The organism is Rubripirellula tenax, from assembly GCF_007860125.1.
GTDB classification, from domain to species: Bacteria; Planctomycetota; Planctomycetia; order Pirellulales; family Pirellulaceae; genus Rubripirellula; species Rubripirellula tenax.
This window is the reverse complement of sequence record NZ_SJPW01000003.1, coordinates 760,375-785,645: the sequence shown is the minus strand read 5'-3', so window position 1 is coordinate 785,645 and position 25,271 is coordinate 760,375. Positions and strand designations below refer to the sequence as shown.

At 55.8% G+C, this 25,271-nt stretch carries 21 protein-coding genes; 6 read left to right on the top strand and 15 right to left on the bottom strand.

The window, feature by feature from the left end; translation table 11 throughout:
• Positions 1–7: 7 nt before the first annotated feature.
• Entirely contained in the window at positions 8–700 is a 693-nt protein-coding gene (locus Poly51_RS13555; RefSeq protein WP_146458303.1) for a YceH family protein, read from the bottom strand.
• 146 nt (positions 701–846) lie between these two features.
• Between Poly51_RS13555 and Poly51_RS13550 the strand changes: the two genes are divergently transcribed.
• Positions 847–2,460 (top strand): sulfatase family protein, encoded by a 1,614-nt coding sequence (locus tag Poly51_RS13550; RefSeq protein ID WP_146458302.1) that lies wholly within the window; start codon positions 847–849, stop codon positions 2,458–2,460.
• Positions 2,461–2,466: 6 nt separating this feature from the next.
• On the opposite strand, the gene Poly51_RS13545 is transcribed toward Poly51_RS13550, so the two are convergent.
• A complete protein-coding gene (locus tag Poly51_RS13545; protein ID WP_146458301.1) occupies positions 2,467–3,093 on the bottom strand; it encodes a DNA-3-methyladenine glycosylase I in 627 nt (208 codons plus the stop codon).
• Positions 3,093–3,458 carry a DUF721 domain-containing protein gene (locus tag Poly51_RS13540; RefSeq protein WP_146458300.1) on the bottom strand — a complete coding sequence of 122 codons (366 nt, stop codon included), beginning with the start codon at positions 3,456–3,458 and terminating at the stop codon, positions 3,093–3,095. Before Poly51_RS13540 ends, Poly51_RS13545 begins: the two co-directional genes overlap by 1 nt.
• Before the next feature lie 114 nt (positions 3,459–3,572).
• Between Poly51_RS13540 and Poly51_RS13535 the strand changes: the two genes are divergently transcribed.
• Both Poly51_RS13535 and Poly51_RS13530 read left to right on the top strand, forming a co-directional pair.
• A complete protein-coding gene (locus tag Poly51_RS13535) occupies positions 3,573–4,064 on the top strand; it encodes an ATP-dependent zinc protease family protein (protein ID WP_246114479.1) in 492 nt (163 codons plus the stop codon).
• Positions 4,065–4,183: 119 nt separating this feature from the next.
• The gene (locus Poly51_RS13530; protein WP_146458299.1) at positions 4,184–5,380 is read left to right on the top strand and encodes a RimK family alpha-L-glutamate ligase; all 1,197 of its coding nucleotides are present in this window, start codon (positions 4,184–4,186) and stop codon (positions 5,378–5,380) included.
• 106 nt (positions 5,381–5,486) lie between these two features.
• Here the strand turns inward: Poly51_RS13530 and dnaN are convergent, their stop codons facing one another.
• From dnaN to Poly51_RS13510, 4 genes are all read right to left on the bottom strand, one after another.
• Positions 5,487–6,605, bottom strand: a complete 1,119-nt coding sequence (gene dnaN / locus Poly51_RS13525; RefSeq protein ID WP_146458298.1) for a DNA polymerase III subunit beta — start codon at positions 6,603–6,605, stop codon at positions 5,487–5,489.
• A gap of 646 nt (positions 6,606–7,251) precedes the next feature.
• Positions 7,252–8,358, bottom strand: coding sequence for a helix-turn-helix domain-containing protein (locus Poly51_RS13520; protein ID WP_246114478.1), 1,107 nt, complete (start codon positions 8,356–8,358; stop codon positions 7,252–7,254).
• Between the two features lie 169 nt (positions 8,359–8,527).
• The gene (locus tag Poly51_RS13515) at positions 8,528–9,736 is read right to left on the bottom strand and encodes a cysteine desulfurase family protein (RefSeq protein WP_146458297.1); all 1,209 of its coding nucleotides are present in this window, start codon (positions 9,734–9,736) and stop codon (positions 8,528–8,530) included.
• A 21-nt stretch (positions 9,737–9,757) separates the two neighbouring features.
• A complete protein-coding gene (locus tag Poly51_RS13510) occupies positions 9,758–10,525 on the bottom strand; it encodes a hypothetical protein (RefSeq protein WP_246114477.1) in 768 nt (255 codons plus the stop codon).
• A gap of 96 nt (positions 10,526–10,621) precedes the next feature.
• Here Poly51_RS13510 and scpB point away from each other — a divergent pair, with 96 nt between their 5' ends.
• Positions 10,622–11,836: an SMC-Scp complex subunit ScpB gene (scpB, locus tag Poly51_RS13505; RefSeq protein ID WP_186775536.1), complete on the top strand. Its 1,215-nt coding sequence runs from the start codon at positions 10,622–10,624 to the stop codon at positions 11,834–11,836.
• 96 nt (positions 11,837–11,932) lie between these two features.
• Here scpB and hemA read toward each other — a convergent pair whose 3' ends face one another.
• The 3 genes from hemA to Poly51_RS13490 all read right to left on the bottom strand — a co-directional run bounded on the left by hemA (position 11,933) and on the right by Poly51_RS13490 (position 16,665).
• Entirely contained in the window at positions 11,933–13,213 is a 1,281-nt protein-coding gene (hemA, locus tag Poly51_RS13500; protein ID WP_146458296.1) for a glutamyl-tRNA reductase, read from the bottom strand.
• Positions 13,210–14,118 (bottom strand): cytochrome c biogenesis protein CcsA, encoded by a 909-nt coding sequence (gene ccsA / locus Poly51_RS13495; RefSeq protein ID WP_146458295.1) that lies wholly within the window; start codon positions 14,116–14,118, stop codon positions 13,210–13,212. The genes hemA and ccsA overlap by 4 nt, the downstream gene beginning before the upstream one ends.
• 144 nt (positions 14,119–14,262) lie before the next feature.
• Positions 14,263–16,665 (bottom strand): ComEC/Rec2 family competence protein, encoded by a 2,403-nt coding sequence (locus Poly51_RS13490; RefSeq protein ID WP_186775535.1) that lies wholly within the window; start codon positions 16,663–16,665, stop codon positions 14,263–14,265.
• Here Poly51_RS13490 and Poly51_RS30425 point away from each other — a divergent pair.
• A complete protein-coding gene (locus Poly51_RS30425) occupies positions 16,646–16,888 on the top strand; it encodes a hypothetical protein (protein ID WP_186775534.1) in 243 nt (80 codons plus the stop codon). The genes Poly51_RS13490 and Poly51_RS30425 overlap by 20 nt on opposite strands.
• A 142-nt stretch (positions 16,889–17,030) precedes the next feature.
• A complete protein-coding gene (locus tag Poly51_RS13485) occupies positions 17,031–18,077 on the top strand; it encodes an acyltransferase (protein WP_186775533.1) in 1,047 nt (348 codons plus the stop codon).
• A gap of 107 nt (positions 18,078–18,184) precedes the next feature.
• On the opposite strand, the gene Poly51_RS13480 is transcribed toward Poly51_RS13485, so the two are convergent.
• The 5 genes from Poly51_RS13480 to Poly51_RS13460 form a co-directional block, all read right to left on the bottom strand.
• Positions 18,185–19,036, bottom strand: coding sequence for a YdcF family protein (locus tag Poly51_RS13480; protein WP_246114507.1), 852 nt, complete (start codon positions 19,034–19,036; stop codon positions 18,185–18,187).
• A 14-nt stretch (positions 19,037–19,050) separates the two neighbouring features.
• The gene (gene rfbA, locus Poly51_RS13475; protein ID WP_146458287.1) at positions 19,051–19,980 is read right to left on the bottom strand and encodes a glucose-1-phosphate thymidylyltransferase RfbA; all 930 of its coding nucleotides are present in this window, start codon (positions 19,978–19,980) and stop codon (positions 19,051–19,053) included.
• Between the two features lie 129 nt (positions 19,981–20,109).
• Positions 20,110–21,696, bottom strand: a complete 1,587-nt coding sequence (gene rfbB / locus Poly51_RS13470; RefSeq protein WP_146458285.1) for a dTDP-glucose 4,6-dehydratase — start codon at positions 21,694–21,696, stop codon at positions 20,110–20,112.
• Positions 21,697–22,020: 324 nt separating this feature from the next.
• Positions 22,021–23,043, bottom strand: a complete 1,023-nt coding sequence (locus Poly51_RS13465) for a glycosyltransferase (protein ID WP_146458282.1) — start codon at positions 23,041–23,043, stop codon at positions 22,021–22,023.
• Positions 23,044–23,060: 17 nt separating this feature from the next.
• Entirely contained in the window at positions 23,061–24,491 is a 1,431-nt protein-coding gene (locus Poly51_RS13460) for a sigma-54-dependent transcriptional regulator (RefSeq protein ID WP_146458280.1), read from the bottom strand.
• Positions 24,492–25,271 lie beyond the last annotated feature (780 nt).

Below are 25,271 nucleotides of genomic sequence, written 5' to 3'. Positions count from 1 at the left end.
TCCGACGTCAACTTTCCAGTTCGGCGATCCGTTTTTCCAGTGCATCGATGCGCTCGCTGACCGTTTCAAGTCTCGCCAATAGTGAGTCGACCGCAGTCCCAGATGCTTTCGGCGTCTTCGTTTCGGTCGCGGGCGAGCTGTCGGTGGCGGCATGCTTTTCGATTCTTGCAAGCAAGTATTGTCGTTCCTGGGGCGGATACAGTTTGTGGGCGAACATTTGCCCTCGACCGGCCGGAGTGATCGGTTCAACCAAGCCTTTTTCTATCAATCCGTCGACCGTCGTTTGCATGATCGACAAATCGTCGAAGGGGTGCATGCGGGAAGCGCGAGTCCGCAATTCGCCAAGCGTTTGTGGACCGCGAAGCAAAAGTTCCGTCATCACCGCGGAACCGGGTCCGTCGACATCGAACCATTCGTAAGCGGCGTGTCGGTATTTGATCGCCCGGCCACTGCCCTGGACCTCCCGAGCCGCACCGGCCGCCTTCAGTTCGTCGAGTGCTAACAGCGCGTCCTCGTCGTCGAGATCCATCTTCGGATCTCGATTCGATTTCTGGTTCGATCCACTGATCAACGACGCAAGTGTCAGCGGATAGTTGTCTGGCGTCGTCTTTGCCTTCTCGACCAACACACCTAGAACGCGTCTCGCGCCAGCCGACAAAGGCTTCGCAGTCTTCTTATCTTCGCCTGTTTCATCACTCATTGCAGATGCTTTCTTGTTTTCGGTTCGGAACGAGCCATTTTCGCATTGTAGGGTGCCACGACACAAGCGCCCGATTGTTATCGTGTTGACCAAGGTCTCGACGCGTCGATTCGGGACTCCTCTTAATCCGAACGCGACATTGAACCATGAAGTTTAGGCTGATTTGCGAACTGGCCCTGTTGGCTTTGATTCTGATGCCCAGCCCGTCTCGGGCCGAGCGTCCCAACATTGTGATGGCTTTCGCCGATGACTGGGGCAAGTACGCGAGTGCCTACGCGGACCTTCAACCCGATAGCATCCACGATGTTGTCTCCACACCGAACTTCGATGCGGTGGCCGAGCAGGGAGTATTGTTCACTCGCGCTTTCGTCAGCGCACCATCTTGTACGCCGTGCCGGAGTTCGCTGTTATCGGGCCAACCGTTTTGGCGATGCGAACGGGCGTCGATTCTGCAGGGTGCGATTTGGGATTTTTCAATTCCTGCTTATCCGTTGCTGCTGGAACAAGATGGCTATCGCATCGGTCATACGTACAAAGTTTGGAGTCCGGGAAGTCCCGCCGACGCACCGCACGGTGGCGCTAAGACGGCTTTCAACTCGCACGGACGGGCGTTCAACGGTTTTTCGCAGAACGCGATGAAGGCTGACGATCACCAGGCTGGGAAAAAGAAGTTGTTCAATGAAGTCCGCAAAAATGTACGGTCGTTCTTGGATGCAAACGACGACGGAAAACTGGACGGTGACTCGCCCTTTTGCTATTGGTTCGGACCCACCAACACGCACCGAAAATGGATCGCCGGCAGCGGCAAAGAATTGTGGGGGATCGACCCGGAAGCCCTCAAAGGCAAGTTACCGGCATACCTTCCCGATGTCGAAACCGTCCGCGAAGACTTCGCGGACTACCTTGGGGAAGTCCAAGCGTTTGACGCGGGCCTGGGAATCTTGATCGAAGAATTGAAACGGATCGACGCTTACGAGAATACGATTTTGGTGGTCAGCGGCGACCATGGCATTCCCGGCGTGACGCGTGGGAAATGTAACTTGTATGACATGGGTACCCAGGTGCCGCTCGCAATTAGGTGGCCAGCCGGTATCGATACACCGGGTCGCATCGTCGACGATTTTGTCTCCTTACCAGATCTGGCGCCGACGTTTTTGGAAGCGGCCAACGTCGATGCACCCGAAACGATGATTGCCAAGTCGCTGATGTCTGTCTTGACCAGTGACCAAGCCGGTCAAGTGGATGCGACGCGTGATGCCGTGTTCACCGGACGCGAACGACATGTCGCCGCCGCGCGGACGGATTTCAAACCGTATCCGCAGCGTGCCATTCGCACCGACCAGCACTTGTTCATCATCAACTTCGAACCCGATCGTTGGCCGATGGGAACGGGTCCCGGTTTCGGTAAACAGGGCAACCTTCCCGATGCGATGGCGCTTACCGAGGACACGTTTGCGGCGTTCGGTGATATGGATGCCAGTCCCACGAAGGCATGGGTGGTTCTACATAAAGATCAAGATCCACAGTCGTTCGAGTTTGCCGTCGGACAACGTCCACGGTTTGAACTTTATGACGTTCAAACGGATCCCGATTGCATGACAAACTTGGCGGAAGACCGAGAGATGGTGGACGTCGCCAAGCAACTGGAACGTCGGCTGATGAATCATCTGCGATCGACTGGCGATCCACGCGTCAGCGAGGATCCGATTTTCGAGTCATCGCCGTACACGGATCCTGAGAAGAAGCGAAAACGCAAGTAGACGTGATCACAGCGAGGGCCGCACGAATGCTTTGCGGGCATCTTGGACGACTTTCCAATGATGACAACGGCGCAAGTGATCGTTGACGATTCCCATCGATTGCATCATCGCATAGCAAGTCGTGGGACCGACGAAGGTCCATCCGCGCCGTTTCATTTCCTTGCTCATGCGAGTGGATTCGTCCGTCATTGGTACGACATCGGCGCGAGTTTTTGGCGACGTATGCCGCTTGGCTTCAAACGACCAAAAGAACGTGGCCAACGAACCGAACTCGGCGACCATTTCGATTGCCCGACCGGCATTGTTGATCGTGGATTGGATCTTGCCACGATGCCGAACGATGGAAGCATTCGCCATCAAGCGGTCCACATCGGTCTGGTCGAAGTGAACAACCTTTTGGAAGTTGAATCCATCGAAGGCGGTTCGAAACGAGTTACGTTTTTTCAGGATCGTCAACCAGCTCAGCCCTGACTGAAATCCTTCCAAACACATCTTTTCGAACAACCGCGTGTCGTCGTCGATCGGCATCCCCCATTCTTCGTCGTGATATTGGACGTACTCGGGGTTGCTGCCACACCACCAACACCGATTAACGGAATCGCTGCCGAGCAAAAGATCTTCGTCATTGGACATTAGGACGAAGCCTGGATTCGGAATCGAATGTCGGTGACCTTGTTGCCGTCGATGTCTTTTTGGAACTGCCGCAAGATCGCTCGTTTGCGAAAATTCAGTTCTTGAAGTGTGACCGAGTCCGACACAAAGACTTGCAAGACACCCGCGCGAAGATTGCCGACATAGCATGACGCGGCCAATTCCGGGCCGACGGCTGCTCCGATGGATTCACCAAGTTGTTCGTTGACGCCGCTGCGGGCGTAGCCTTTCCGCGACATCAATTGGCCGATCAAAGATCCGATTCGACGGACCCGCGGTTTTTCGTCGGGTGAACCGGGTGACTTCGACTTAGCCGCCTTTGACTTGGGCGACGGGGGACGCTTCATTGCATAGGTTCCCATGATCCGGATCGCCGACGATATGGACAGCGCGGCAGAATAAGGTTCCACTCTAACACGATCAATCCACCTGATCGGAGTTTTCATACGAGGGATCTATCGTTGTCGAATCTTCCTACACCTCCGGCGACGGAAACCCCGCTCGTCATCATGGGCTGGCGCGAGTGGGTTCGCCTACCCGACCTGAAAATCGGTCACATCAAGGCCAAGATCGATACCGGCGCACGTTCGTCCAGTCTGCACGCCTTTGAAATCGAGCCCTTCGACAAATCGGGGGTTCCCTGGGTTCGCTTTCAAGTCCATCCGATCCAACGTCGAGACGATTTTACGGTTCATTGTGAAGCCGAGGTTCATGATGTCCGAAAAATCCGCAGTTCGAGCGGTTCGGCGTCGAATCGGTTTGTCATTTTGACGCCCGTTCTATGGATGGGTGAAACGTGGACCGTCGAACTGACGCTTGCCGATCGAACCAAAATGGGTTTTCGCATGTTGGTTGGTCGCGAAGCCGTCCGGGGTCGGATGTTGGTTGACCCCAGTCGGTCCTATTTTGGGGGACGCCCGCCCCGCAGACTCCGACGACGCCCGAAATCTTAGGGCCAAACCGAAAAGGGGTCTGACCCTCTCCGGCCAAGCCAACGTTTCAATCCATCGAATCGCCGCCAAAAGGTTCAGACTCCTTTTCGGTTCGGCCCTTAGTGACGAAATCATCGACGATGAAACTTGCGATTCTTTCTCGAAGTAAAACCTGTTACAGCACCCAACGATTGGTCGAAGCCGCGAAGAAGCGAAACCACAACGTCAAAGTGCTGGACACTCTGCGGTTCTCGATCGATCTCGAGAAAGGCGAGCCCGATCTCTATTACCGATCGAAACAACTCAGCCACTACGACGCCGTTGTGCCTCGAATCGGTGCATCCATCACATACTTCGGCACCGCCGTTGTTCGTCAATTCGAACAAATGGATGTGTTCACCGCTTCGTCGTCGGCCGGCATTTCGAATTCTCGCGATAAGCTTCGTTGTTTACAGATCATGAGCCGCCATCAGATCGGCATTCCGCAAACGACCTTTGTGAGGGAAAAGAAGGACGTCCTGCCGGCGATCGAACGCGTCGGCGGCGTACCCATCATCATCAAGTTGCTGGAAGGCACCCAGGGCGTCGGCGTGATCCTGGCCGATTCGGTCAAGATCGCCGAGGCGATCATCGAGACACTTCAAAGCACTCGCCAGAATGTTTTGGTCCAGAAATTTGTCGCTGAAAGCAAGGGTCGTGACATCCGCGCCTTTGTGGTTGGTGATCAAGTGGTAGCCGCGATGAGGCGCGTCGCTCAGGGGAACGAGTTTCGCAGCAATGTTCACCGTGGCGGAAAAACCGAACTGGTGAAGCTGGACAGTGCCTATTGCGAGACCGCCGTTCGATCCGCACAAATCATGGGATTGCGAGTCGCCGGCGTCGACATGCTCGAAGGCAAAGACGGACCCCAAGTCATGGAAGTCAATTCGTCACCCGGTTTGGAAGGCATCGAGACTTGCACGCAGCTGGATATTGCCGGCGCCATCGTGGACTACATCGCGGCACAAGTTGACTTTCCCGAGATCGATTTGCGCCAGCGGTTGACTGTCAGCCGAGGCTATGGCGTCACCGAGATTTACATCCCCGATGGATCAGACTTCATCGGAAAAACGATCGACCAGAGCGGACTGCCCGAACAGGACATCAATGTGTTGACCCTCTATCGAGGCGCCACCGTGATTCCCAACCCGCGGTTGAAACGAACGCTCGAGCCCCACGATCGTCTGCTCTGCTTCGGAAAACTCGATGCGATGCGGGGAATGATCCCAGAAAAGACTCGAAAACGGCGCCAACCCAAGGTCAAAAAGTTGGCTACCACAGTCGATACGCATGTCTAAAGAATTTCGCTCTTCGGGAAATTCAGGTCATTGATTGGTGAGTCACGATCGATGTGTGGGCATCCCTAGAAAAGCTATCCGCTTGCGTTTGGATAACCTGTTTTCGTTAGCGATCGCGTGCCATGGGCATGATCACGTAGCCGTACCCGTCATCCGTCGTTAGCAGCGCCGGTGAGGCACCCGATTCGATCTCCATCATGAAGTTCGCTTCGTTGTCCAACACTTTGCAAAAGTCCGCTAGATAGCGATGGTCCATCGTCAAGGTGATCGGTTCACCGTCGTAAGCGATGGGTAATTCGATCTGTGACTCACCGATCTCGGCGGTGCTGGCTTCCAACTTCAACGTGCCATCGGCGAACGTAAAATCGATCCCACGGCTTTCATGGTCGGTCACAATCGCGGCTTGACGAAGCGCGGCGAACAGCGGCCCAACGGTCATGTCCAACTGGATCGCGTTCTCTCGCTTGGGCAAAACTTGTCGCCAATTCGGATAGCGACCTTCAACAAGGCGCGAATAGATGACCGCGCGACTGGTTCGCAACAACAAATCGTTGCTACGAGCGGCGACGTCAACCGTTTCGTCTTTGTCCGAAAGCGCTCGTTCCATCAACTGGATCGCACGCGTCGGAACAATGGTGCTGGATCCGGTCGTTTGATGACCACCGATCGATTCGCCGACGCCCTCCATCCGTGCCAGTCGCCGACCGTCGGTACCGACCGCCGTGACGGTGTTCTCTTCCAATTCCAACAGCACTCCGCCAAGTGCGTATCGGCTGCTTTCCGGGTCCGTCGCAAAGACCGTCCGTTTGACCATTTCGCGGAACAAACGTGTTGGCAGAACGTGGTACTTGTTTTCATCGAATCCCACGACCGCTGGAAACTCGTCGGGGTTGTTGCCGGGCAATCGATACTTGCTGCGGCTGCCGCGTACACGGATACCCGAGTCGTCGGTTTCCATCGAAATCGACTCGTCGTTGCTCTCGCGAAGGATCGCCATGGTGCGGCTGACGGGAAGCAGTGCCGTGCCTTCGACTTCGATCTCGACGCCGTCTTCCAGTTCCAAACGAATTCCGACTTCCATATCGGTCGCCGTCAGCGTCAGTTTCCCGCCGGCGGCAGTGACTTTGACGTTTTGCAGAATTTCTTTGGGCGAACGAGTCGGCGCGATGCTGGCGGCAAGTGCGAAAGCATTGGTCAGCGATTCGCGTTGGCAAGTGATCTTCATGGCTTCACAAAAATCTTTAGAGGGCTTCGTTGGCCGGCGAAGGGCCAGTGGTGATTCATTTTTCAGTTGCCATGTTGTACCCCGTTGCCGCAACGAACGCAGCAGGTCGAGCATCGATGATGCTTGTCACCGGAGGGTCTGCCTTATTGAGTTAGATAGATTTAAATAACGTCGTCATCGTCATACATGTCCCGAAATTGTTGAGAGTCGTGGTTTCGCTCTCGTAAGTGACGACGACGTCTTGAGTTGGCGAGATGCATGCCTGGTGGAAAAGTTGTTCGCCGTCCGTTGACAAACCGTTGGAAACCGCCGTGAAACTCAACAGGATGTGACATGCCAGCGGAAACACCGACGCGGCGGCGTTGCCAAGCTCAACAGAACTTGAACGTTGATTGAACAAGTTATCCACCGAAAAAATTGTTCTGATTTTTTACGATTTGTCCGACCCAGCACTACTCTCCCGCTGGCATCATTCACTCTTGGGCGGTCGATGGCGTTACCGTTTCGTAGTGCTTCGACGAAGTGGGATCGGACACGATTCCCTTGCACCGCCGATCGAGTGTGCGAAGCCAGTGACAGCGCGCCACAGCGTACGCAATGGGGGCGCACGGACTGTGCGGAAAGAGGGCATCGTGGCAACATGCCGTTAGACCGGCGAGAGTTTCTCGGTCACCTCGTCCGCGGCGCGGCGGAGGTCTGAGTCGTTTTCTAGCAACGATTGAGTCTTGCGAATCGCGTGCAGGACCGTCGTGTGGTCACGGCCGCCGAAATGGTCACCGATTTGATGCATGCTCTTGCCCGTCATTTGACGAGCCAGCAGCATCGCCAGCGAACGCGCCCGAACCAGATTCTGTTTCCGCGAACTGCTGCGAAGATCCGCCGCCTTCATCCGAAAATACCGGGCGACGGAGTTGGTGATCGATGAAAGCGAGACTTCCTCGGTCGTACCGATTCGGTTGATCGCCGATTGGACGGCTTCCATCGTCGGCGGGCTCTCGTGCATCCGGCACCACAGCGAAACCTGTTTCAGGGCCGCTTCCAGAGCACGAGCGGGCAGGTTGTCTTCCAGCCCATCGTGCAATACTTCCAGCAAGTCGGATTCGATTTCCAGACCGAAGTGCAGCGCCAATTCGCGGAGCAATTGCAATCGCGATGGTCCTGTTGGCAGCGAGATCGGAATCGTCAAACCAGGCAACACACGGCTGGCCAGTAGCGGTCGCAATCCACGAATTTCGGATGGCAAACGACGACATGTCAGGATCGTCGCCATTCCCGCCAACGTCCGCGACTCGATCCGCATCGCCAATTCGTCTTGGGCGGCCGGCTTGTCGGCGATCAGGTGCAGGTCATCGATCACCAGAATCGGTGCCTCGTTGATCTCGGCTCGCAGAGGCGGCAAATCATCGGCTGCCACCGCTTCGGCGTACTGACGGGCAAAGTCAATCGCCGGAAAATGAACCACTTGAGCCGGTTTTCCGTCGACGGATTCATCGATGGCTTGGCGGGCAGCCAAATGCATCGCGATCACCGTTTTTCCCGCGCCGCTGGGCCCGATCAGCAGAATCGGGTTGCCAAACTCGAACACAGAAGCTTCGCCGCCAGAAACGAACGCCACCAAACGGTTTTCTTCGCCGGCAATGAAGTACGGCAACGACCCCGAAGTGATTCGCGCATCACGCCGTCGCGCACGGACAGCTGGCCGTTCGAGCGGAAAGGAATTCACATCGATCGTTTCGTCGACCAACACGTTCACAAGGAAGCCGGTTATTGGGGTCGCGAAAAGCGAGCCCGTCGCAAAGAGAAAGTGGAAGAAACAGTCTTGCCGTGCCCTGGCAGACTGGGTCGTTTACCACGGCAACAGCGACATTGTACGGAGTTCTGGTCGAAAAGCGAGTGGAAAACTAAAGGTTATCCACAGTCAACTATTTACTTAAGTGCTTGTATGAAATGGAGATACGTTCGATCGACTTTGAAATTTCTTGTTCGGTGGAAAACTTCGACACCCCGAACCGGAGCGCCGACCGGATTTCGGATTCCGGTCGTCCCATCGCGATCAGGACGTGGCTGGGCGGGCTGCTGCCGCTGCTGCACGCGGACCCGCTGCTGCACGCGACGCCCGCCATATCAAGCGCCATCAACATCGACTGCCGATCCGTGCCGACCATCGACACACAGGACGTCGACGGTAGTCGCGTCGCGGCACGGTTGCCCGGTTGTCCACTGCCCTGAAAACTACAACCCTGAACAACGATTTCCGGAAACGCGGCGACGAGCGCGCCCTCCAATTGATCTCTCAGCGACATCATGTGTGTGGCTGCGGCGTCGCGTTCGTTCGTGGCAAGCTCGATTGCTTTTGCCATCGCAACGATCATGGCGACAGGTTCAGTTCCGGGACGCGATTCGAGCTGCTGTTGGCCGCCGTGAAGCATCGGGCGAAGCGTAACTCCGCCGGCCAACCACAAACCGCCGATACCGACCGGCCCGTGAAATTTGTGCGCCGTGAACGTGACCGCCGATGCGCCCGATGCTTCGACGTCGAAATCGACCTTTCCGATCGATTGGGTCGCATCGACGTGCATCGGTACACCTGCGGCGTGGCAAATCGCCCCGGCTTCGGCGATTGGTTGGATGACGCCGGTTTCGTTATTGGCCGACATGATCGAAACCATCGACGCGGGGCCGCCGGGGTGATCGCTTCGGCCGTGAATCCCTTCGCCACGAATCAAGTTGTCCAGTTGGTCGATCCGCACGACGCCATCGGAATCCACGTCCAGCCATCGGATCGTGCGACCGCTCGATTGGATCGATTGAGCGACGGCAATGATGCTGGGGTGTTCGATGCGGCTGATCACGATGGGAGCCGGTAAATCGTCGCCCATCCCGGTGATTGCCAGGTTGTTAGCCTCGGTACCGCCGCTGGTCAGAATCAACCTGGGACCACCAGGTCGGTCCAACCGCGTTCCCAGGGTGGCTCCGATTCGCTCGACCGCGTCGTCGACTTTTGCCCGCGCCCGGCGTCCGACACCATGCAGCGACGACGGATTGCTCGGGCCGGACGCAAGTTCGCGCACCAGAACTTCGGCGACCCGCGGATCGATCGCGGTTGTGGCATTGTTGTCGAGGTAGATCACGTCAGCAGTTACTTCGAAGGTTCAAAAGGCTGGATCGCCGGGGTAGTCTCGCGAGGCTTCTTGACGCAGTGCTTCGGCCAAATCGTTGCGGCCGGTCTCTTTGAGGTCAGCGATCAGGCCGGCGTACTCGCGTTTGAGGTATTTGTCGATTTCGGTTTGCAACGCCTCGATGGATGGCTGGTTCTGGGCGATCTCAAGCATCCGCGGCATCAGGATGTAAAGCTCGCGATCGGCAAGTTTTTGGATCGTCGGCCACAGTTCCCGTGCGAGTTTGGGATGATCGGTGCACCACTGTTTCCAATACGGGTTCGAGCCGGTGTTGAGTTCCAGTTGGTCGGTCAATAACTGAGCATCGGCAGGCGTACGGCCCGTCAATCCGCGCTGGATCGTGACCAAATGCCAAACATCGGGATTTCCGGTTGCGGCCGGGATCAGGCCCGTTTGTCGCAGGTAGACCGCTGTTTCGGGAGTCGTTCCTGAGCGCTTGATGGGTGTGATTTGCAGGTGAATCAGCGGTATTTCGTAGAAACTGAAGTCGCGTTTTTGAAAATGAGACGGCGAAAACTCACTTCCGCTGACATAGCCTTGAGTGCGGATCACCAAAAAACCGACGATGACGAACAAGACGGTGGCCGCCAAGGTCACCCATAGCCGAGCTTTACGATTATCGGCCGCCTTGCCACGATTGGCCGGACGTTGACCCTGCGTGCCAGTAATCTGCGAAGGGTTGCCCTGGGACTTGTTACCGACTGAATGAGGGTCAGCGGGGTTAGAAACCGAGGTGGACATGGCGGACCAAGTACGAGATGTTGCGCCGAAACGAATACAAACGATACTGTTTACCAAATTGTCGATGTGTCGACGGAAAATTTCATCACTTAAACCATGCAGCGACACGCGTCCCCCATCGTTCGCCGCGACTCCTACGGCTGGGGTCGATTTCCGATCTCTGCGGTTCGGTTGCCGCGTCCGTACGGGGTGACGTTTGCATCCGCCATCGTCGTTAACGACGAGGGAGTGGATTCAGAGGAAGATTCCGTCGATGACGAAGAACCACGTGTACGGCAGATGCGAGCCGAAGCTGTCCTGTTGATCACGAAGGGGTCGCTAAGTCCTCGAAAACTTGCCCAATTGGCTCACTTGGCGGACGCTACCGAGGCTCGTACACTTGTCCGCCAGCTCAATCGTGTTTATGACACTCACGGCAGAGCCATGAGAATCGAACAGGTTGCTGGCGGATTCCGAATGTTGACGCATCCGGTGTTGGCACCTTGGTTAGCTAGGCTTGGACATTTACCTGAAGCGGTTAGGTTGTCCACGCCGATGATGGAAACGCTTGCGGTCGTCGCTTACCGACAACCGGTTTCACGGGCCAGCGCGGAAGCAATTCGTGGCGTTGCGTGCGGCGAAATATTGCGGCAGTTGATGGAACGAGATTTGATACGTGTCGCCGGTCGTAGCGAAGAGCTCGGGCGGCCGTATCTTTATGGTACCACCAAACGTTTTTTACAGATTTTCGGGCTATCCAGTATCAATGCCCTGCCACCCATCGATTGGCAGACGTTACAAGATGATGCCCAACCAGATTTACCCCTTGATGATTTGTCGACACCCACGAAGGAGTCTGTCGTGAGTACCCTTGCCGCGCCAGTTCTAGAAACGACCGTTTTCGGTCAACCAGAACTGAACTCGTCCGTTTTCGCCGCCGCGGTCGTTTCGTCGGATGACGCCGAGACACTCGGTCCGTTCGCACCCGTCGATCCCGCCGGTGTGCCCCAAGCCGTGATCGAGGACGACGAGGACGAAATTGAAATCGACGATGACGATGATGACTTCGACGACGACGACGACGACGACTGGGACGATGATGACGACGACGACGATGATGATGAGGACGAGGACGAGGACGAGGACGATGACGAGCTCGACGACGACTGGGAAGAAGTCGACGACGATGACGACGAAGATGACGACGAGGATGAAGACGACGACGCTGAGGATGACGACGAAGAAGAGGACGACGACGAAGATTGGAGCGAGGACGACGACGAAGAAGACGATGTCGAGGATGGCGACGAAGAAGATGACCAGTGGGACTGAGTCTCGCGTAGTCGCTTTGCGGTCGGTTGCTTAGGAACTGTTCGTATGACCCCAGGCCTTACGGTTCTCCGATGGTTTGGGATTCGAGATAATCGCCTAGTCGTCGCCAAGGTTGAACAAGTGCCGTAGGGCTTCCACCAGCCCACGGCGATGCCCTTCCGCCGCGTCGTCTCGGATGGACGCCAGCGGCGGGTGCAGCAGTTTATTGATCAAACGATCGAATGATTTTTCGATTTCTTTGATCGCGGCGGCGTCTCCATCACCAAGCCCCAACTTGTTCTTCAAGCGATCCAGTTCGTCGTTCTTCAATTCACCAGCTTGGTTACGAAGTCGCTGGATCACGGGACCCGTCGCCCGATGATGGATGGCTTGGATGAACCGTTCGGTTTCTTCAGCGATGATCTGCTTCGCTTTGGGCCATTCTTTTTGTCGCTCGCGGCGATTGCGTTCGCAGGCGGCTTTCAAATCGTCGATCCCATACAGATAGACGCTCGATAACTCACCGATCGAAGCTTCAAAGTCTCGCGGAACGGCCAGGTCTAAGATCAACAACACGCGGCCCTGTCGCTTCGCATGCAGCGGCAAAAAGAGCTTTTGGTTCATGATCGTTTCGTTCGCCGAAGTCGCGCCGATCAGCACGTCGGCCGCCACGACTTCGTCGTAAAGTTGGTCCCACGGAACCGGTGTGACGTCGAACGATTTGGCCAACGCCACCGCGCGATCATACGATCGGTTCAACAGTCGCACGTCGGTGGCGCCTGCTTGAATCAAGTAGCGAAGGGTTTCTTCGCCCATTTCGCCCGCGCCACAAATCACGACGCGCTTTTTCTTTAGCGAATCGAACACTTCGGGAATCACTTCCCCCACCGCGACACTGGGGACGCTGACACGCCTGCGGTGAATCGCCGTTTCTTCCTGGACTCGTTTCGCAGCACGGTTGGCGGCTTGAAAGACACTGTGCGTCAGTGGCCCGGCCGAACCCGATTCACAAGCCATGTCGTAGGCCTGTTTGACTTGGGCCAATATCTGGGCCTCGCCAACGACCATGCTGTCTAAACTGGCTGCGACCGTGAACAGGTGTTCGACGGCTTCGACGCCGACCCGATAGATCATCTGGTCGACAATCTCGTCCATCTTCAAACAACGTTGCTCCGCCAGAAACTCGGCAACCGCATCGCGATCGAGTTCGTTGTCGTTTCCGGCGGTCGTGTACAGCTCGATCCGATTGCAGGTGCTGATCAGCACCAATTCGCTGGACGGAAATCGTTCGCGGAATGCGGCCAGCGCTAAGCCGACTTGGTCGCTGGGGAAGGCTACCTTTTCGCGAAACTCAACCGCTGCGTCGTGGTGGCTGCAGCCGATCATTTGAAGATTCAAAGTGATCGCTCCCCGTCGCTCCGGATGTTCGAATCGGGGGACTCGATGACCGCGGAATCAACCGCCGGCGTTTCGCCCGATTGACCGTGCGGAGTACTCAGCACGCCGCCCATCGCTAGCACCAAAAACCCAAGACTGGCGAGCGTCAAATAAACGGCTTTGCGACCTCGGCTTGCCGGTGCATAAAAAAACTCGACCGACGCGGCGGCCAGCAACCACACCAACAACAACACACTTAGCAACACGCCACGGTCGGTCCAATCGACGTGCCCCCAACGATTCAGGTTCATTACCACGCCCGCCAACAATCCGATCGCGACGGCAATCGTGCTGATCACAAGGCAGCGGCGGTTCAATCGTCCCAACGTTTCCAAGGTCGGCAATCGTAATGACGATCCGGCGCGATGCCGTTTCAGTCGCCAAGACTGAACCAAGTACATCACGCCGGCCAGGAAACCGACCAGCACCGCCGACGATCCCACCGCCATGGCAACCGCGTGAGCGTTTCGCCAAACCTCGACAGCCTCGGTCCGAGTGAATGGTGGCAAGTGTCCAACGGCGAACGACAACGCGATCAGCCCCATCACGACGGGCAGAAAAAAGAAGCTGATGATCGTGTCCGGCCGAAGCAGGTAAAACACGAAGAAGAAGATCGCCAGCGCAAGCGCCATCAACAGCGACCAATCCGACCAAGTCGCCAACATCCCCGCGTCGGCCCCGTCGATCGCGCTGGCGCGAAGCCAGATATAGCAGACGTGGGTGAACAGCCCGACGACCATCATCACCAACACCGCTAAACCGCGACCGGGAATTCGTCCCGCCAAGCGCAGCAATTCCAGCACCAAGACGACCAGGTAACTGGTGAAGAAGCAGGTGACGGAAATCTCGCGAAGGATGGCCAACATAAGCTTCGCTGGTGTTCTCGAAGAATGGCGAGCGGGGAGACCTCAATCGTACCTGCTGAGGAAAAAATGTCTGCGCCTTAACCTTTGGGCGTCGTTACACTTCGGCCAGCACCACTGCGACGCCCCCGGCTCACCATCTGACGCTCACCAGGGCGAAACCAACCACGATCGGATTTCGACCTGCCCCGACCCGTCGATTCGGACTCGGATCGCGCCGTCGTGCGCGGTGACGTGGACGCCGCTGCCGAATTCCCCCAGCATGTCGGTCACTTCTGGCCGATCGGCTCGCTGGCCACCGCTGACGATCGTCTCGGCCGGCCGGCACCACTGTAAGACCTTGGGGGCGTCCATCTGCAGACTGCCGTGGTGTGGCGCCATCAAGACGCCCCCGGGGGCTGGTCGAATCTGATTGACCAAAACATCGGTCCCCGGCGGCTCCAGATCGCCTGGCAACAATAGCACCTTGTCGTGACGATCGATGCGGACGACCAACGAGTTCGCATTGTCGCTGGCGGGCAGCCGTATCGTCGGAGGATGCAAGACTCGCATCGTCGATCGACCCAGCGTGACTTCGTCTCCGCGCGACAATTCGTGTACCGGCACACGGTACCGCTGGACTGAATCGCGAATCGGATCAAGTGCGACTTCCGGCTCGGCCATCATGCCCGGCGGCGTGCAAATCTGGTCGACTCGAAAACGGCGTAGCAAGCCGGGCAACGCGTTGAAGTGATCGGAGTCGGCGTGGGACAAAAAGACACCGTTGAGCCGCGTCACGCCCAGCGACCAAATCGCTTCGTCGATGCCACGGCTGCTGCCCACGTCATTGCCCAGCCGTCCGCAGTCGTAAAGCCATACGTCGCCGTCGCCGGATCGAATCACGACGCTGGTCCCGTGTCCGACGTCGACGAATGTGGCTTCCAGGGTTTCTCGATCGAGCCTCGGTTGCCACGTCGCCATCAACCACGCGATGGCTACCCAAACAACCATCCACCGGTATCGCCATGTGCGAACCCGAGGTCCGTCGGGGTAACAAAGCGACAATCCGATCACGATGTAGAACAGGATCACCCACCACGTCGGCGGCGCGGGCAGCCAAGCGTGTCCCCACGGTACGTCGGCCGCCCACTGGATCAACCAACGCATCACCGCAAGCGAAAACTCACAAACAGTCGCCGGAACGGCTAACAAAGGTGCGCCCAACAAAACGCCGCCGGCTGTACAAATTCCTGATGCCAACGCTAGCACCAAGAGCGGCCCGAGTACGACGTTGGTGGGCACGCTGATCCACGAGATCACGTTGAACTGGTGCCATACTAGTGGCAAACTGATCACGGAAACACAAAGGCTGAACCACAACAATTGTCGGATGATGTCGACACCGTATCCAAGTTGTTTGATCGCCATCGGCCGCGCCGATTTCGCCAGCTCGGACAACTGTTCTTCGTTGCGAATGGCTTGATCGATGGCGGGTGACCCGGTGCGACCGCGACCGCTGGTCATGATCAACGTGGCAACAGCTAAGAAAGACAACTGAACACCGACGCTAAATACATTCTGGGGATTGGCGAGCACTAGGATCAGTCCAGCCAACGAAAGCGTGTTGATCGCTTGGCCCGGTCGCCGCATCCAGATCGAAAACATCAGCGTCGAAACCAACACCGCAGCACGCATCACCGGTGGTCGGGCGCCGGTGATCGCGCAGTAGAAAATGCATACAACGATGATCAGGCCGATCTTGGCCGTCATCGGCATTCGTAAGATCATTGCGATCCATTGAGTCATCAAGACAACGATAGCAAGGTGCATCCCGCTGACCGACAAAAGGTGCGCCGTTCCTGTTACCAATAACTGGTCACGCGTCTCTTGGTCGACAAAGTCACGCTGTCCGATTACCAATGCGACCGCTAACGGTCCGGCCGATTCGCTCAAATTGTCGAGCAAACCATCGCGACTGCGGGCCGCTGCCTGCGCGATCAGACGCGAGAATCCGTAGCCTGAAACGGGTTCGCCGATTCGTTGTACTTGCTCGATCTGATTGACATCGATGCGTCCCTGCAGCCGGCGTCGGTGATAGTATCCCGCCATATCCGTTTGACCGGGATTTGTCGGCGGCGCGATGCCTCGGATGTCGCCGAATACGCGAATCGGATCCCCGGGCAGAAACTCGTCCAGCCGCCCATCGACGCTGACCAACACGCGACCGTCGATCGGTTCAAAGTCGTATCCGACACGGACTCGATCCAGCGTTACTTCAAATTGTGTTTGCCACGGTGATTGGTTTTCGAAACTACGTCGCTCGGCCATCGGATGACGACGCAGCACGGCGGGTCGCTCGATGACGCCTTCGACAATCGTAGGCCGAGACTGGGGACCCATCATTTTGGCGATTGTCGATTCGGCATAGCTTCGCATTTGAATGGCGTGATTCAATCCGCCCAATCCGAATACCGCAATCGCGAGCGCCACGGCGGAAGTCACCGATCGTCCAAGACGCGCGCACACGAAAATCGAAACGACGCACGAAAGGATGATGACCATCCAAAACATCGTTCGTATTCTGTCGGACGCAAACGAGGGCGACGTACTCCAAAACGAATCCACCAACACGCCGGCGATGACTGCGGCTGCCAAGTACATCAGCGGCTGCGTTTGGGTTGACGCTCGCAAACGGGATCGCCAAGGCACATTTGCAACGGTCGAATCATCCACAGCAAACAACGAAGACTACTCCGATAACACTGGCGACGTGATGGGTTCGAAGTCGCCGTAAAGGTGAAATCGTACACGGCACAAAGAAGGCGATGTTGCTCTGCCCGCCGGTGGAAAGATTATCTAACTTGAGCGGCAGGCCGATATTACAAGTACGGCACGATAAAAACCGACCCGAAACACGTCATTCACAGGCGCCAAAAATGAGCGGATCGAAGACTACGATCGACAGCGAAGTGACGTTTTCGGCGAGCACGATTTCACATCCGCGCGACGGTGCAATCGATGTGATGAAAGCCATATCGATCCTGGCGGTCGTTGCCATTCACACGCTGGATCGATTTATGGTGGAAGGCAGTACTGTCCAAATTGGTTTCAGTTCGCTTCGGTTTTGCATTCCGGTCTTTCTGTACTGCTCTGGCCTCTTGTTCGTTTCGGTGACGACGACCGACCGACTCTTTCGTCGAATCAAACGAGTGGTCGGTCCCTATCTGATTTATGCGATTGCGGCTCAATTCGTTTCCGCCTTCGCGTACGGTTCACCCTTCCCATGGCAGGATCCGGTGCGCAGCATCGGGCGGTTGATATTCGCTCAAGACTGGAACATCTACTATTTCGTTTTCGTCATCGTGTGCTGTTACTGCATCGGTTTTTTGATGACTCGATTCACGGTGCGCGTGGCATCCATCACCCTATTCATTTCGTTGGTCATCGCGATTTTCCATAGTAGTGTAAAGAACGCCGTCTTCGAATCGGTCGCCGTCTCCGAGACTGCTCGCGCCGCTTACGATCTGAGGTATGTCCCTTACTGGTTTTTCTTCTTCGCGATGGGATTGTTTTCCGAGCGTTTGCATCTTCGAACTATGTTCCTTCGCTACTCGTACGTTGGCTTGATTCTTGCCATGTTGTTTGGCGGGATGACCGTGCGTCACTATGCCAACCATCCCGAATCGAATCCGTACGATCATCCTTGGATCGTCTTTTACGGAACAGCGGTGATTTGGGCATTCAGCCGCCTTTCGGCCAATCCAGTTACCGAGTACTTGAGCGCTCGGTCGTACGGGATCTATTTGTCGCACATTTTTGTGGTCTATCTGTCGCTGCGTTTGATCGGACGAATGATTCCCGATCCGCATGCTTGGATGGGGGTGGGACTTTTTTGTGTCGCGCTGGTCGTTCCCTTGGCGGTCTCCGAAATCGCGAGTCGGATTCCGGGCGGCCGTCGCTTCATCGCAAGGCTCGGCTTCTAGATGGACCAACAATCGCACGCGAGGCGTCTTCGGATGCTAAGCACAAAAGAGTTGGGACATTCTTTTCGCACCAGCCGTAAAGCGGGAAGTCATTCCGAGACGGTTTCTCAGCGGCCGACAATAGCGGCCAAACGCTCTTTTAGCGCCAACGAAAAGTCTGCCATCGAACCTGCGGTGGGGACCAGTCGGTGCGGTTCGAACCCGTGGTCGGCGTCTGATCGAAATGCAACGGGATACGCCAAAAACGCTAAACCCTGGACTTCGGCTAATCGCATGGCGCGGCGCATGTGAAACGCGCTGGTGATCAATGCAACCTCACCGTCGGTTGGAAAACCCTCGGGCGGATTGTCCAAGAATTGTCGCATCGCCTTCATCTCTTGCGTGGTATTTTCGCCTTCGACGCGATAGATAACTTTGTCGGGTATCCCCGTCGACAACAACAGATCGCGACCGACGTCGGATGGGTTGTATCGTCCGTCTGGCGTCGCGCCGGTACAGATGATCGATCGCGTTCGTCCGGCGCTGAATAGTTGAGCGGCCGAGAAGACTCGCTCGCCATCATCGCTCAGTTCCGGATTCCCCAACGGGCTGATCGAAACTCCACCGCCCAAAACGACGACACTGCGAAACGGCGTTTCAAGCGTCGTCGGAACAGAGTCTTCCGGCCATTCGACCGACGACATGAACGATGACACAACGTAAGCGTTACCCGTGAAGAAGACCAAGCCGCTGATCAACGCGAACGCCAAACATGCCGACCCCATCCGGCGCAGCCCAAACACGATCGCAAAAAACGTCGACGCGAGCCACATCAAACCGACGGGCATCACCATGGTCGTCGCCATCCGTGTTGCATACGTCGAACCTTCGACAACGTAGGACAGTCCCACGGCGGAGAGGCAAACGATCGACATCAAAAGTATCGCCGTCCGTAACGCAGCAGCGGGACGGCGAGGCACTGTCAACGGATCACTCAAGCGACTTCGATGGCTTCGAGAACGGCTGGGTTTTCGATCAACTGTTTCGCAACTCCGCGAAGATAAACGCCGTAATCACTTTTCATTCCAGCCGCTTGTTGGGCCAACTGTTCCGCAGTGATGAATCCCATCCGGGCAGCGATTTCTTCCGGGCAACAGACCCTCAGTCCTTGCCTTTGTTCGATCGCCGCGATGAAGTTGGACGCCTGCAACAGCGCCATCGGTGTGCCCGTGTCCAACCATGCCACGCCTCGGCCCATCTTCTGGACCGACAACGAACCGTCGTCCATGTACTGCTGGATCACGTCGGTGATTTCGTACTCGCCGCGTGGTGACGGTTTGACAGCCTCAGCGAATCCGACGACGCGATTGTCGAAGAAATAGATTCCGGGCACCGCGAAATTCGATTTCGGTTCTTTCGGCTTTTCCACAATCGCAAGCGGTCGCCCGGCGGCGTCCATTTCGATCACGCCGTACCGTTCGGGGTCGCTGACTTCGTAGGCAAAGATGGTCCCACCGTTGCCACTCTGAGCAACGTTTTGCAACGTCTTCGAAAGCCCGTGACCATAGAAGACATTGTCGCCAAGGATCAACGCAACCGAATCATCACCAATGAACTCTTTGCCAAGCACAAACGCCTGCGCTAGTCCGTTGGGTTCCTGTTGCACCTTGTAGGTGATCTCAATCCCGAACTGGGAACCATCACCGAACAAATCTTCGAAGCGATGAATTTCCGTCGGTGACGAGATGAGCAAGACTTCACGGACGCCTGCCAACATCAGAGTCGAAAGCGGGTAGTAAACGAGCGGCTTATCGTAGATCGGCAACAATTGCTTATTGCAGCAAGATGTCATCGGTGCCATTCGCGTGCCCGATCCACCGGCCAGGATAATGCCTTTGGTACAAGCTGCGTGCGTCGAGGTCATGAAGGTCATTCTTGAGGTGAGAAAAATAAAATCGCAATATTGAATCGGATTGGGCGCCAGAACAAACCCTGGCGCAAAAACGAGAGGTTGCGGCCGAGAAGATTCCCAGCCGCAATCCGCAACGAACGACTAGGCGTCGATCAGTTGGTATTCACTACCGTCGGCTTCTTCGTGACGAATTTCGTCGACGGGGTCTTGTTTGCCTTGACCGGCGTACAAGCGGTTGGGTGCATTGAAGACGATGCCTGGGTGCAGGCTGACGTTCTTGTAAGCGTGCACAACGCCGGGCGGTACGATGACCGACTGTGGATTCGTCGCACCGACGATTCGAGTGAACCGTTGTCCGAAAGTCGGCGAGTCCTTGCGTGAATCCCACAAGTACAGACGGAAGTCGCCAGGGCCGAAAAAGCCGAACAAGTCGGATTGATCGACGTGCTCGTGAGGGCCACGCGAAACACCTGGCAACGTTTGGCTCATGTAAGCCATGACCGGTTCATTGCCCGCAGGGACTTCATCGTTGCGGAACAGTTCGATCAACCATCCGCGATTGTCTTCGTACTTGCCAAGCTTGTTGAAAACAACGCCTTCGAACGGGCAGTCTTCGTTTTGGTTTGGCGCCGTGTCGCTCATGTCCGACGCGGTAATGCCGGCCGACGGATTGCCTTCGGCGTCGATTCCCAGACGTTGGCCGTCGTAACCGTTCTTGCGAGTGCTTTCGACCCAATCGCTGTTGGCCAAATACCACTTCACAGTCGCTTCGATGCCCTGTTCAAAGCTGACGGCGGCCTGCCAGCCGAGGTCATTGTTCAGTTTCGAGCAGTCGATCGCATAGCGGAAATCGTGGCCCGGGCGGTCACGCACGAATTCAATCTTGTCACTCGACTTCTTCGACGATCCGGTCAAACGGTCGACGGTATCGCAAATGATGTTGACGACGTCCAAGTTCGATTTCTCGGTCCCGCCGCCGATGTTGTAGGTCTCACCCACGTTTCCGGATTCGTAGATCGTTCGCAGCGCCGTGCAGTGATCTTCGACGTGCAACCAATCGCGGACGTTAAGGCCCGTGCCGTAAACGGGTAACGGTTTGCCTTCGACGGCTTTGGCGATGATCAGCGGAATCAACTTTTCGGGGAACTGGTAAGGCCCGTAGTTGTTGCTGCAGTGCGTGGTGATGGTCGGAAGGGCGAACGTTTCGTGGTAGGCCCGGACCAAGTGATCGCTCGACGCCTTCGATGCCGAATAGGGCGAGTTGGGCGAATAGGGCGTCGATTCGGTGAAAGCACCTTCATCACCAAGCGAGCCGAAGACTTCGTCGGTCGACACATGGATGAACCGGAAGTTTGCACTCTTCTCTTCGGCCAGCGATTGCCAGTACTCTCGCGTCGCTTCCAGTAACTCGTACGTACCCACGACGTTGGTTTGAACGAAATCGCCCGGTGAACCGATGCTACGGTCGACGTGCGATTCCGCAGCCAAGTTCATCACACCATCGCACTGATAACGATGCAGCAGATCTAACATCAACATGCCGTCGCCGATGTCGCCCTGGACGAACGTGTAGTTCGGCGAATCCTCAAGATCCTTGAGCGAGAACAGGTTGCCAGCATAGGTCAACTTATCAACGTTGATGACTCGGTACTGTTCGGAGCGAACCAATTGCCGAACCAAATTGCTGCCAATGAAGCCGGCACCGCCGGTGATGAGAATCGTCCGCATGTGATTTTTAACTCTGAAAGGTCGAAAGAATTTGTTTGCCCAGTCCGTGATGATCATCAATCAAAGCAATTGGTGGGCCAAGTTTGGCATTCAAAAACGGGGATGTTGCATCCGCTTCATTATCCCACCGCAAGGTTGCCGAGTCTTCCGTTAGCGAAATTTACGCCGGCAACAATCTCGATAGACAGCGATTTGGCCGGAATCGTTTCACGATTGTATCGATGGAAAAGATCAAATCGAGAAAAATCGCTCCTCAGGATGAGCAAAGCCGTGAGAGCAAGGCCAGCATCCTGGCCACAATCGCAGTCTCTTTCGGCGTTTCGGCTAGTCCCGATGATTCGCCGCAGCCCGGTCGAGAACCGTTCGAAGGTGCCGCCCGGCGACCTCGTCGGTGTAATGGTCACAGGCGAATTGATATGCCGCCCGGCTCAGTCTGTCTCGCAGTTCACGATCGCCCAGCAGAAGGCTTAATTTTTCGGTCAATTGGTCGACATTGCCAGACTGAAATCCTAGCGTCGTGTTTCCGTCATCAACGTAGTCTTGCAACCCGATCGAATTGGATGTCACGATCGGCGTTCCCAACCACATGCCCTCGGCGACGGTCACATGTCCGGTACAGGTCTCGTCGGATTCAAGGGGCACGACGTGAATCGTTGCCGATTGAATCAAGCGATGACACTGTTCCGCTGTTTGGCCTGTCTTCACGGTGACGTAATCATTTTTTGGTATGTGCTCGGCCTGGAAGGGCGCGCACACAATGACAGTTGGAATTCGCAACTTTTCAGCAGCGATAGCCAGCGTTCGATAGTCTCGGCAAGCGCTTCCCACCGCGGCGATATAGGGCGGATCGGCGGGGACGCGTTCGCCGAGATCGATACGCGGTTTCTGGTAATGACAAAAGTAAAATCGTTCAATCGGCAGGTTCAGCCACTTGCTGTAAACGTGCCGTTCATGAGTGGAATTGACCACGAAAACGTCGGTCTTCTTCAGCATCATTCGCGCCAAGAACTGGCGGATTCCGCCCGGCGTCGATCCCAAATTAAAGTCCCAAGCAACCGTCGGTCCGCGTTTGGCAAGCCACGCCATTTTCAGAGCGCCCAGGATGGCCGGGCGCTGGGAAAACAGGGTGACATAACCATTGCCCGGCTTCCACAAGCGAGTGCCTTGGAGGACATGGGCGACCATCAATCGCCATTGTTTCAGCGACGAAACCGCTGACTTTTGGTTACTGCGATCAAAGACAATGACTTTCGGCGGCAGTGATGTAAACGTATGCTCGGATTCACCCAGAAAAGGGAATAACCACTCTTTGTATTCCGCGAGAATGGGGAGGAAAATCCAGTGCATGACAATTAACTAAATGCTCACTGCGCCGATTTTTGTTTTAACTTCATTTGTTTCAACTGAATATCAAACCGTTTGATCTTTCGGTAGATCGTGGCCTGACCGAGTCCTAACAAACCCGCCGCTGCGGCGGCGTTTCCATCGGTGTCACGCAAAGCAGCAAGGATCGCTTTCTTCTCGAGCGATTCCATTTGACTTAAACCGGAATCGACGCTGTCGACCCTGGTTATCGGCTCGGCCGGCTTGGTCGACGACTTGATTTCGATCGGAACGTTTTTGATACCGATATACGGGTCTCGCGCTAACAAAACCATTCGCGTCACCAAATTTTCGAGCTGGCGAACATTCCCTGGCCAGTCGTACGCGACCAAGCAATCCATCACATCCTTGGAAAACCCAACGACCGCACGTCGGTGCGTTTCGACTGCTTTGTCAAGGAATGCTTCGGCCAGAATCGGAATGTCATCGCGGCGTTCTCGCAGCGGAGGCATTCGAATCGGAAATACATTTAATCGATAATAAAGGTCATCACGCATCGTCGATTCGCGAACCATTTGTTCGGGTTCGCGATTGGTGGCGGCAATGATCCGGACATCAGCACTTCGGACCAGATTGGATCCGACCCGCATGTAAGTTCCGTCTTGCAAAAAACGAAGTAACTTCGCCTGCAATTGGATATCCATTTCACCGATTTCATCCAGCATTAGCGTGCCACGATCGGCGGTTTCGCACCAGCCTTCGCTGGTCGTATCGGCACCGGTGTAGGAACCTTTTTCGTGTCCGAAAAGAATGCTTTCCGACAGCGTTGCTGGTAACGCAGCCACGTTAACGGGGACGAACGGCCGATTGCTGCGTGCGGAACATCGATGGATAGCGCGTGCGAGTAGTTCCTTACCCGTACCGCTTTCGCCCAATATCAACACCGTCGCATCGGTTTCGGCCACATCGTGGACCAATTCCAGCACGTCGTGAATCGCTTGGCTTTCCCCTAGGATTCCAAAGTTTCCGGCATCTTTTATCGAATTCATACGTCCAGCTTCGGTACGTCGCGATCGGCTTCGAAACTCGTTGTCTCGAACCGCTCCATCAACCAACAAACGCAGTTGGAATAGATCGGGCGGGTTTGCAACGACATCAACAGCTCCCAGCTTCGTCGCACGCACGGCCAAACCAAGAGTCGCCTCCGGCGCCATCGCGATAACTGGAATCGATCGCCACGATTGACCCAGCGTGTTAAGCACATCAAACCCGCACTCGTCCTCACCTAAATCGAGCAGAATTAAATCAGGCGGATCCGTTCCTAGTCGCCGGAGCAATTCATCCATGCATGATGTTGCGGTCACCTCATACCCCCATTTCGTGAAGTGGGCATGCACGGAACCCACCACGCTATTGCCTTCACAAGCAACAAGCAGTTTTGGCTTCACGGATAGGCCGTGGGGATGGACCATGGAAAGACAAGCGGTGGCGGTTGGAGCGTCGAAAATCGAGATATTCGATCGGGGGGGTAACCTGATAATGGTAGCAGGTAGTCTGGATAGGAGAAATCATTTGTCAACGCATAAGGTGCGTAACAACAGGGAAGGACGCTATTTTTCCCTTACTGGGTTCCGAATGTCACTTCCGAGGTCGTGAATCGACGCCGAAAAAATCTGTCGACAGCATTTGAAGTCGACACATTCGCTCGGAAATAGCATTCAATTTGATATCACTTCGCGATCGTACTTCGCGGACAGTGTGAAATATCAACGCCGCGCTAACGGCGGAGTCGGTTCGTTTCACTGGTGAGACAACACGGCTCATTTGGGCGTTAGAGCACCGTCTCGTTTTATCGAAACGATCACCGGGAAGAGGCCGTTTTTATCATTCTCGACCCGTTCCCACCGAAACCGGACGACCACTCTTGGGCCGAATGAAAAGCTGGCGAAATAGCAGCAAAACTTCTGAGGATGGTTAAACGGGGTGGAATGTCACATTAAATGGCGTTTCTGTTGGTCAGGGTTACCGCTGCTTCAATGTGGATTGGCGGGCATCATCGGTGGGATTAGAAAATAAGCTACTTGGCGATGCACTTTTAGATACCGGTGGCACAGCGGTACAGCGTTTGCAAAACATTTGCGTCGACGCAGATCGATGTACGTGGACACCAACCCACGACACGTACCCCGCCGGCCTCGACATCTTTGCTCGCGGATGGTGCAGGACTGACGACGGGGCCTGCCAGCGATTGG

Excerpts from the sequence above, each read along its gene's own strand:
- rfbB (WP_146458285.1), bottom strand. The coding sequence starts at position 21,696 with ATGCGGACGATTCTCATCACCGGCGGTGCCGGCTTCATTGGCAGCAAT.
- scpB (WP_186775536.1), top strand. The coding sequence starts at position 10,622 with ATGCAGCGACACGCGTCCCCCATCGTTCGCCGCGACTCCTACGGCTGG.
- Poly51_RS13545 (WP_146458301.1), bottom strand. The coding sequence starts at position 3,093 with ATGTCCAATGACGAAGATCTTTTGCTCGGCAGCGATTCCGTTAATCGG.
- Poly51_RS13510 (WP_246114477.1), bottom strand. The coding sequence starts at position 10,525 with ATGTCCACCTCGGTTTCTAACCCCGCTGACCCTCATTCAGTCGGTAAC.
- dnaN (WP_146458298.1), bottom strand. The coding sequence starts at position 6,605 with ATGAAGATCACTTGCCAACGCGAATCGCTGACCAATGCTTTCGCACTT.
- ccsA (WP_146458295.1), bottom strand. The coding sequence starts at position 14,118 with ATGTTGGCCATCCTTCGCGAGATTTCCGTCACCTGCTTCTTCACCAGT.
- Poly51_RS13460 (WP_146458280.1), bottom strand. The coding sequence starts at position 24,491 with ATGGTCCATCCCCACGGCCTATCCGTGAAGCCAAAACTGCTTGTTGCT.
- Poly51_RS13550 (WP_146458302.1), top strand. The coding sequence starts at position 847 with ATGAAGTTTAGGCTGATTTGCGAACTGGCCCTGTTGGCTTTGATTCTG.
- Poly51_RS13485 (WP_186775533.1), top strand. The coding sequence starts at position 17,031 with ATGAGCGGATCGAAGACTACGATCGACAGCGAAGTGACGTTTTCGGCG.
- Poly51_RS13490 (WP_186775535.1), bottom strand. The coding sequence starts at position 16,665 with ATGTTTTGGATGGTCATCATCCTTTCGTGCGTCGTTTCGATTTTCGTG.
- Poly51_RS13530 (WP_146458299.1), top strand. The coding sequence starts at position 4,184 with ATGAAACTTGCGATTCTTTCTCGAAGTAAAACCTGTTACAGCACCCAA.
- Poly51_RS13555 (WP_146458303.1), bottom strand. The coding sequence starts at position 700 with ATGAGTGATGAAACAGGCGAAGATAAGAAGACTGCGAAGCCTTTGTCG.
- Poly51_RS30425 (WP_186775534.1), top strand. The coding sequence starts at position 16,646 with ATGATGACCATCCAAAACATCGTTCGTATTCTGTCGGACGCAAACGAG.
- rfbA (WP_146458287.1), bottom strand. The coding sequence starts at position 19,980 with ATGACCTCGACGCACGCAGCTTGTACCAAAGGCATTATCCTGGCCGGT.
- Poly51_RS13465 (WP_146458282.1), bottom strand. The coding sequence starts at position 23,043 with ATGCACTGGATTTTCCTCCCCATTCTCGCGGAATACAAAGAGTGGTTA.
- Poly51_RS13540 (WP_146458300.1), bottom strand. The coding sequence starts at position 3,458 with ATGAAGCGTCCCCCGTCGCCCAAGTCAAAGGCGGCTAAGTCGAAGTCA.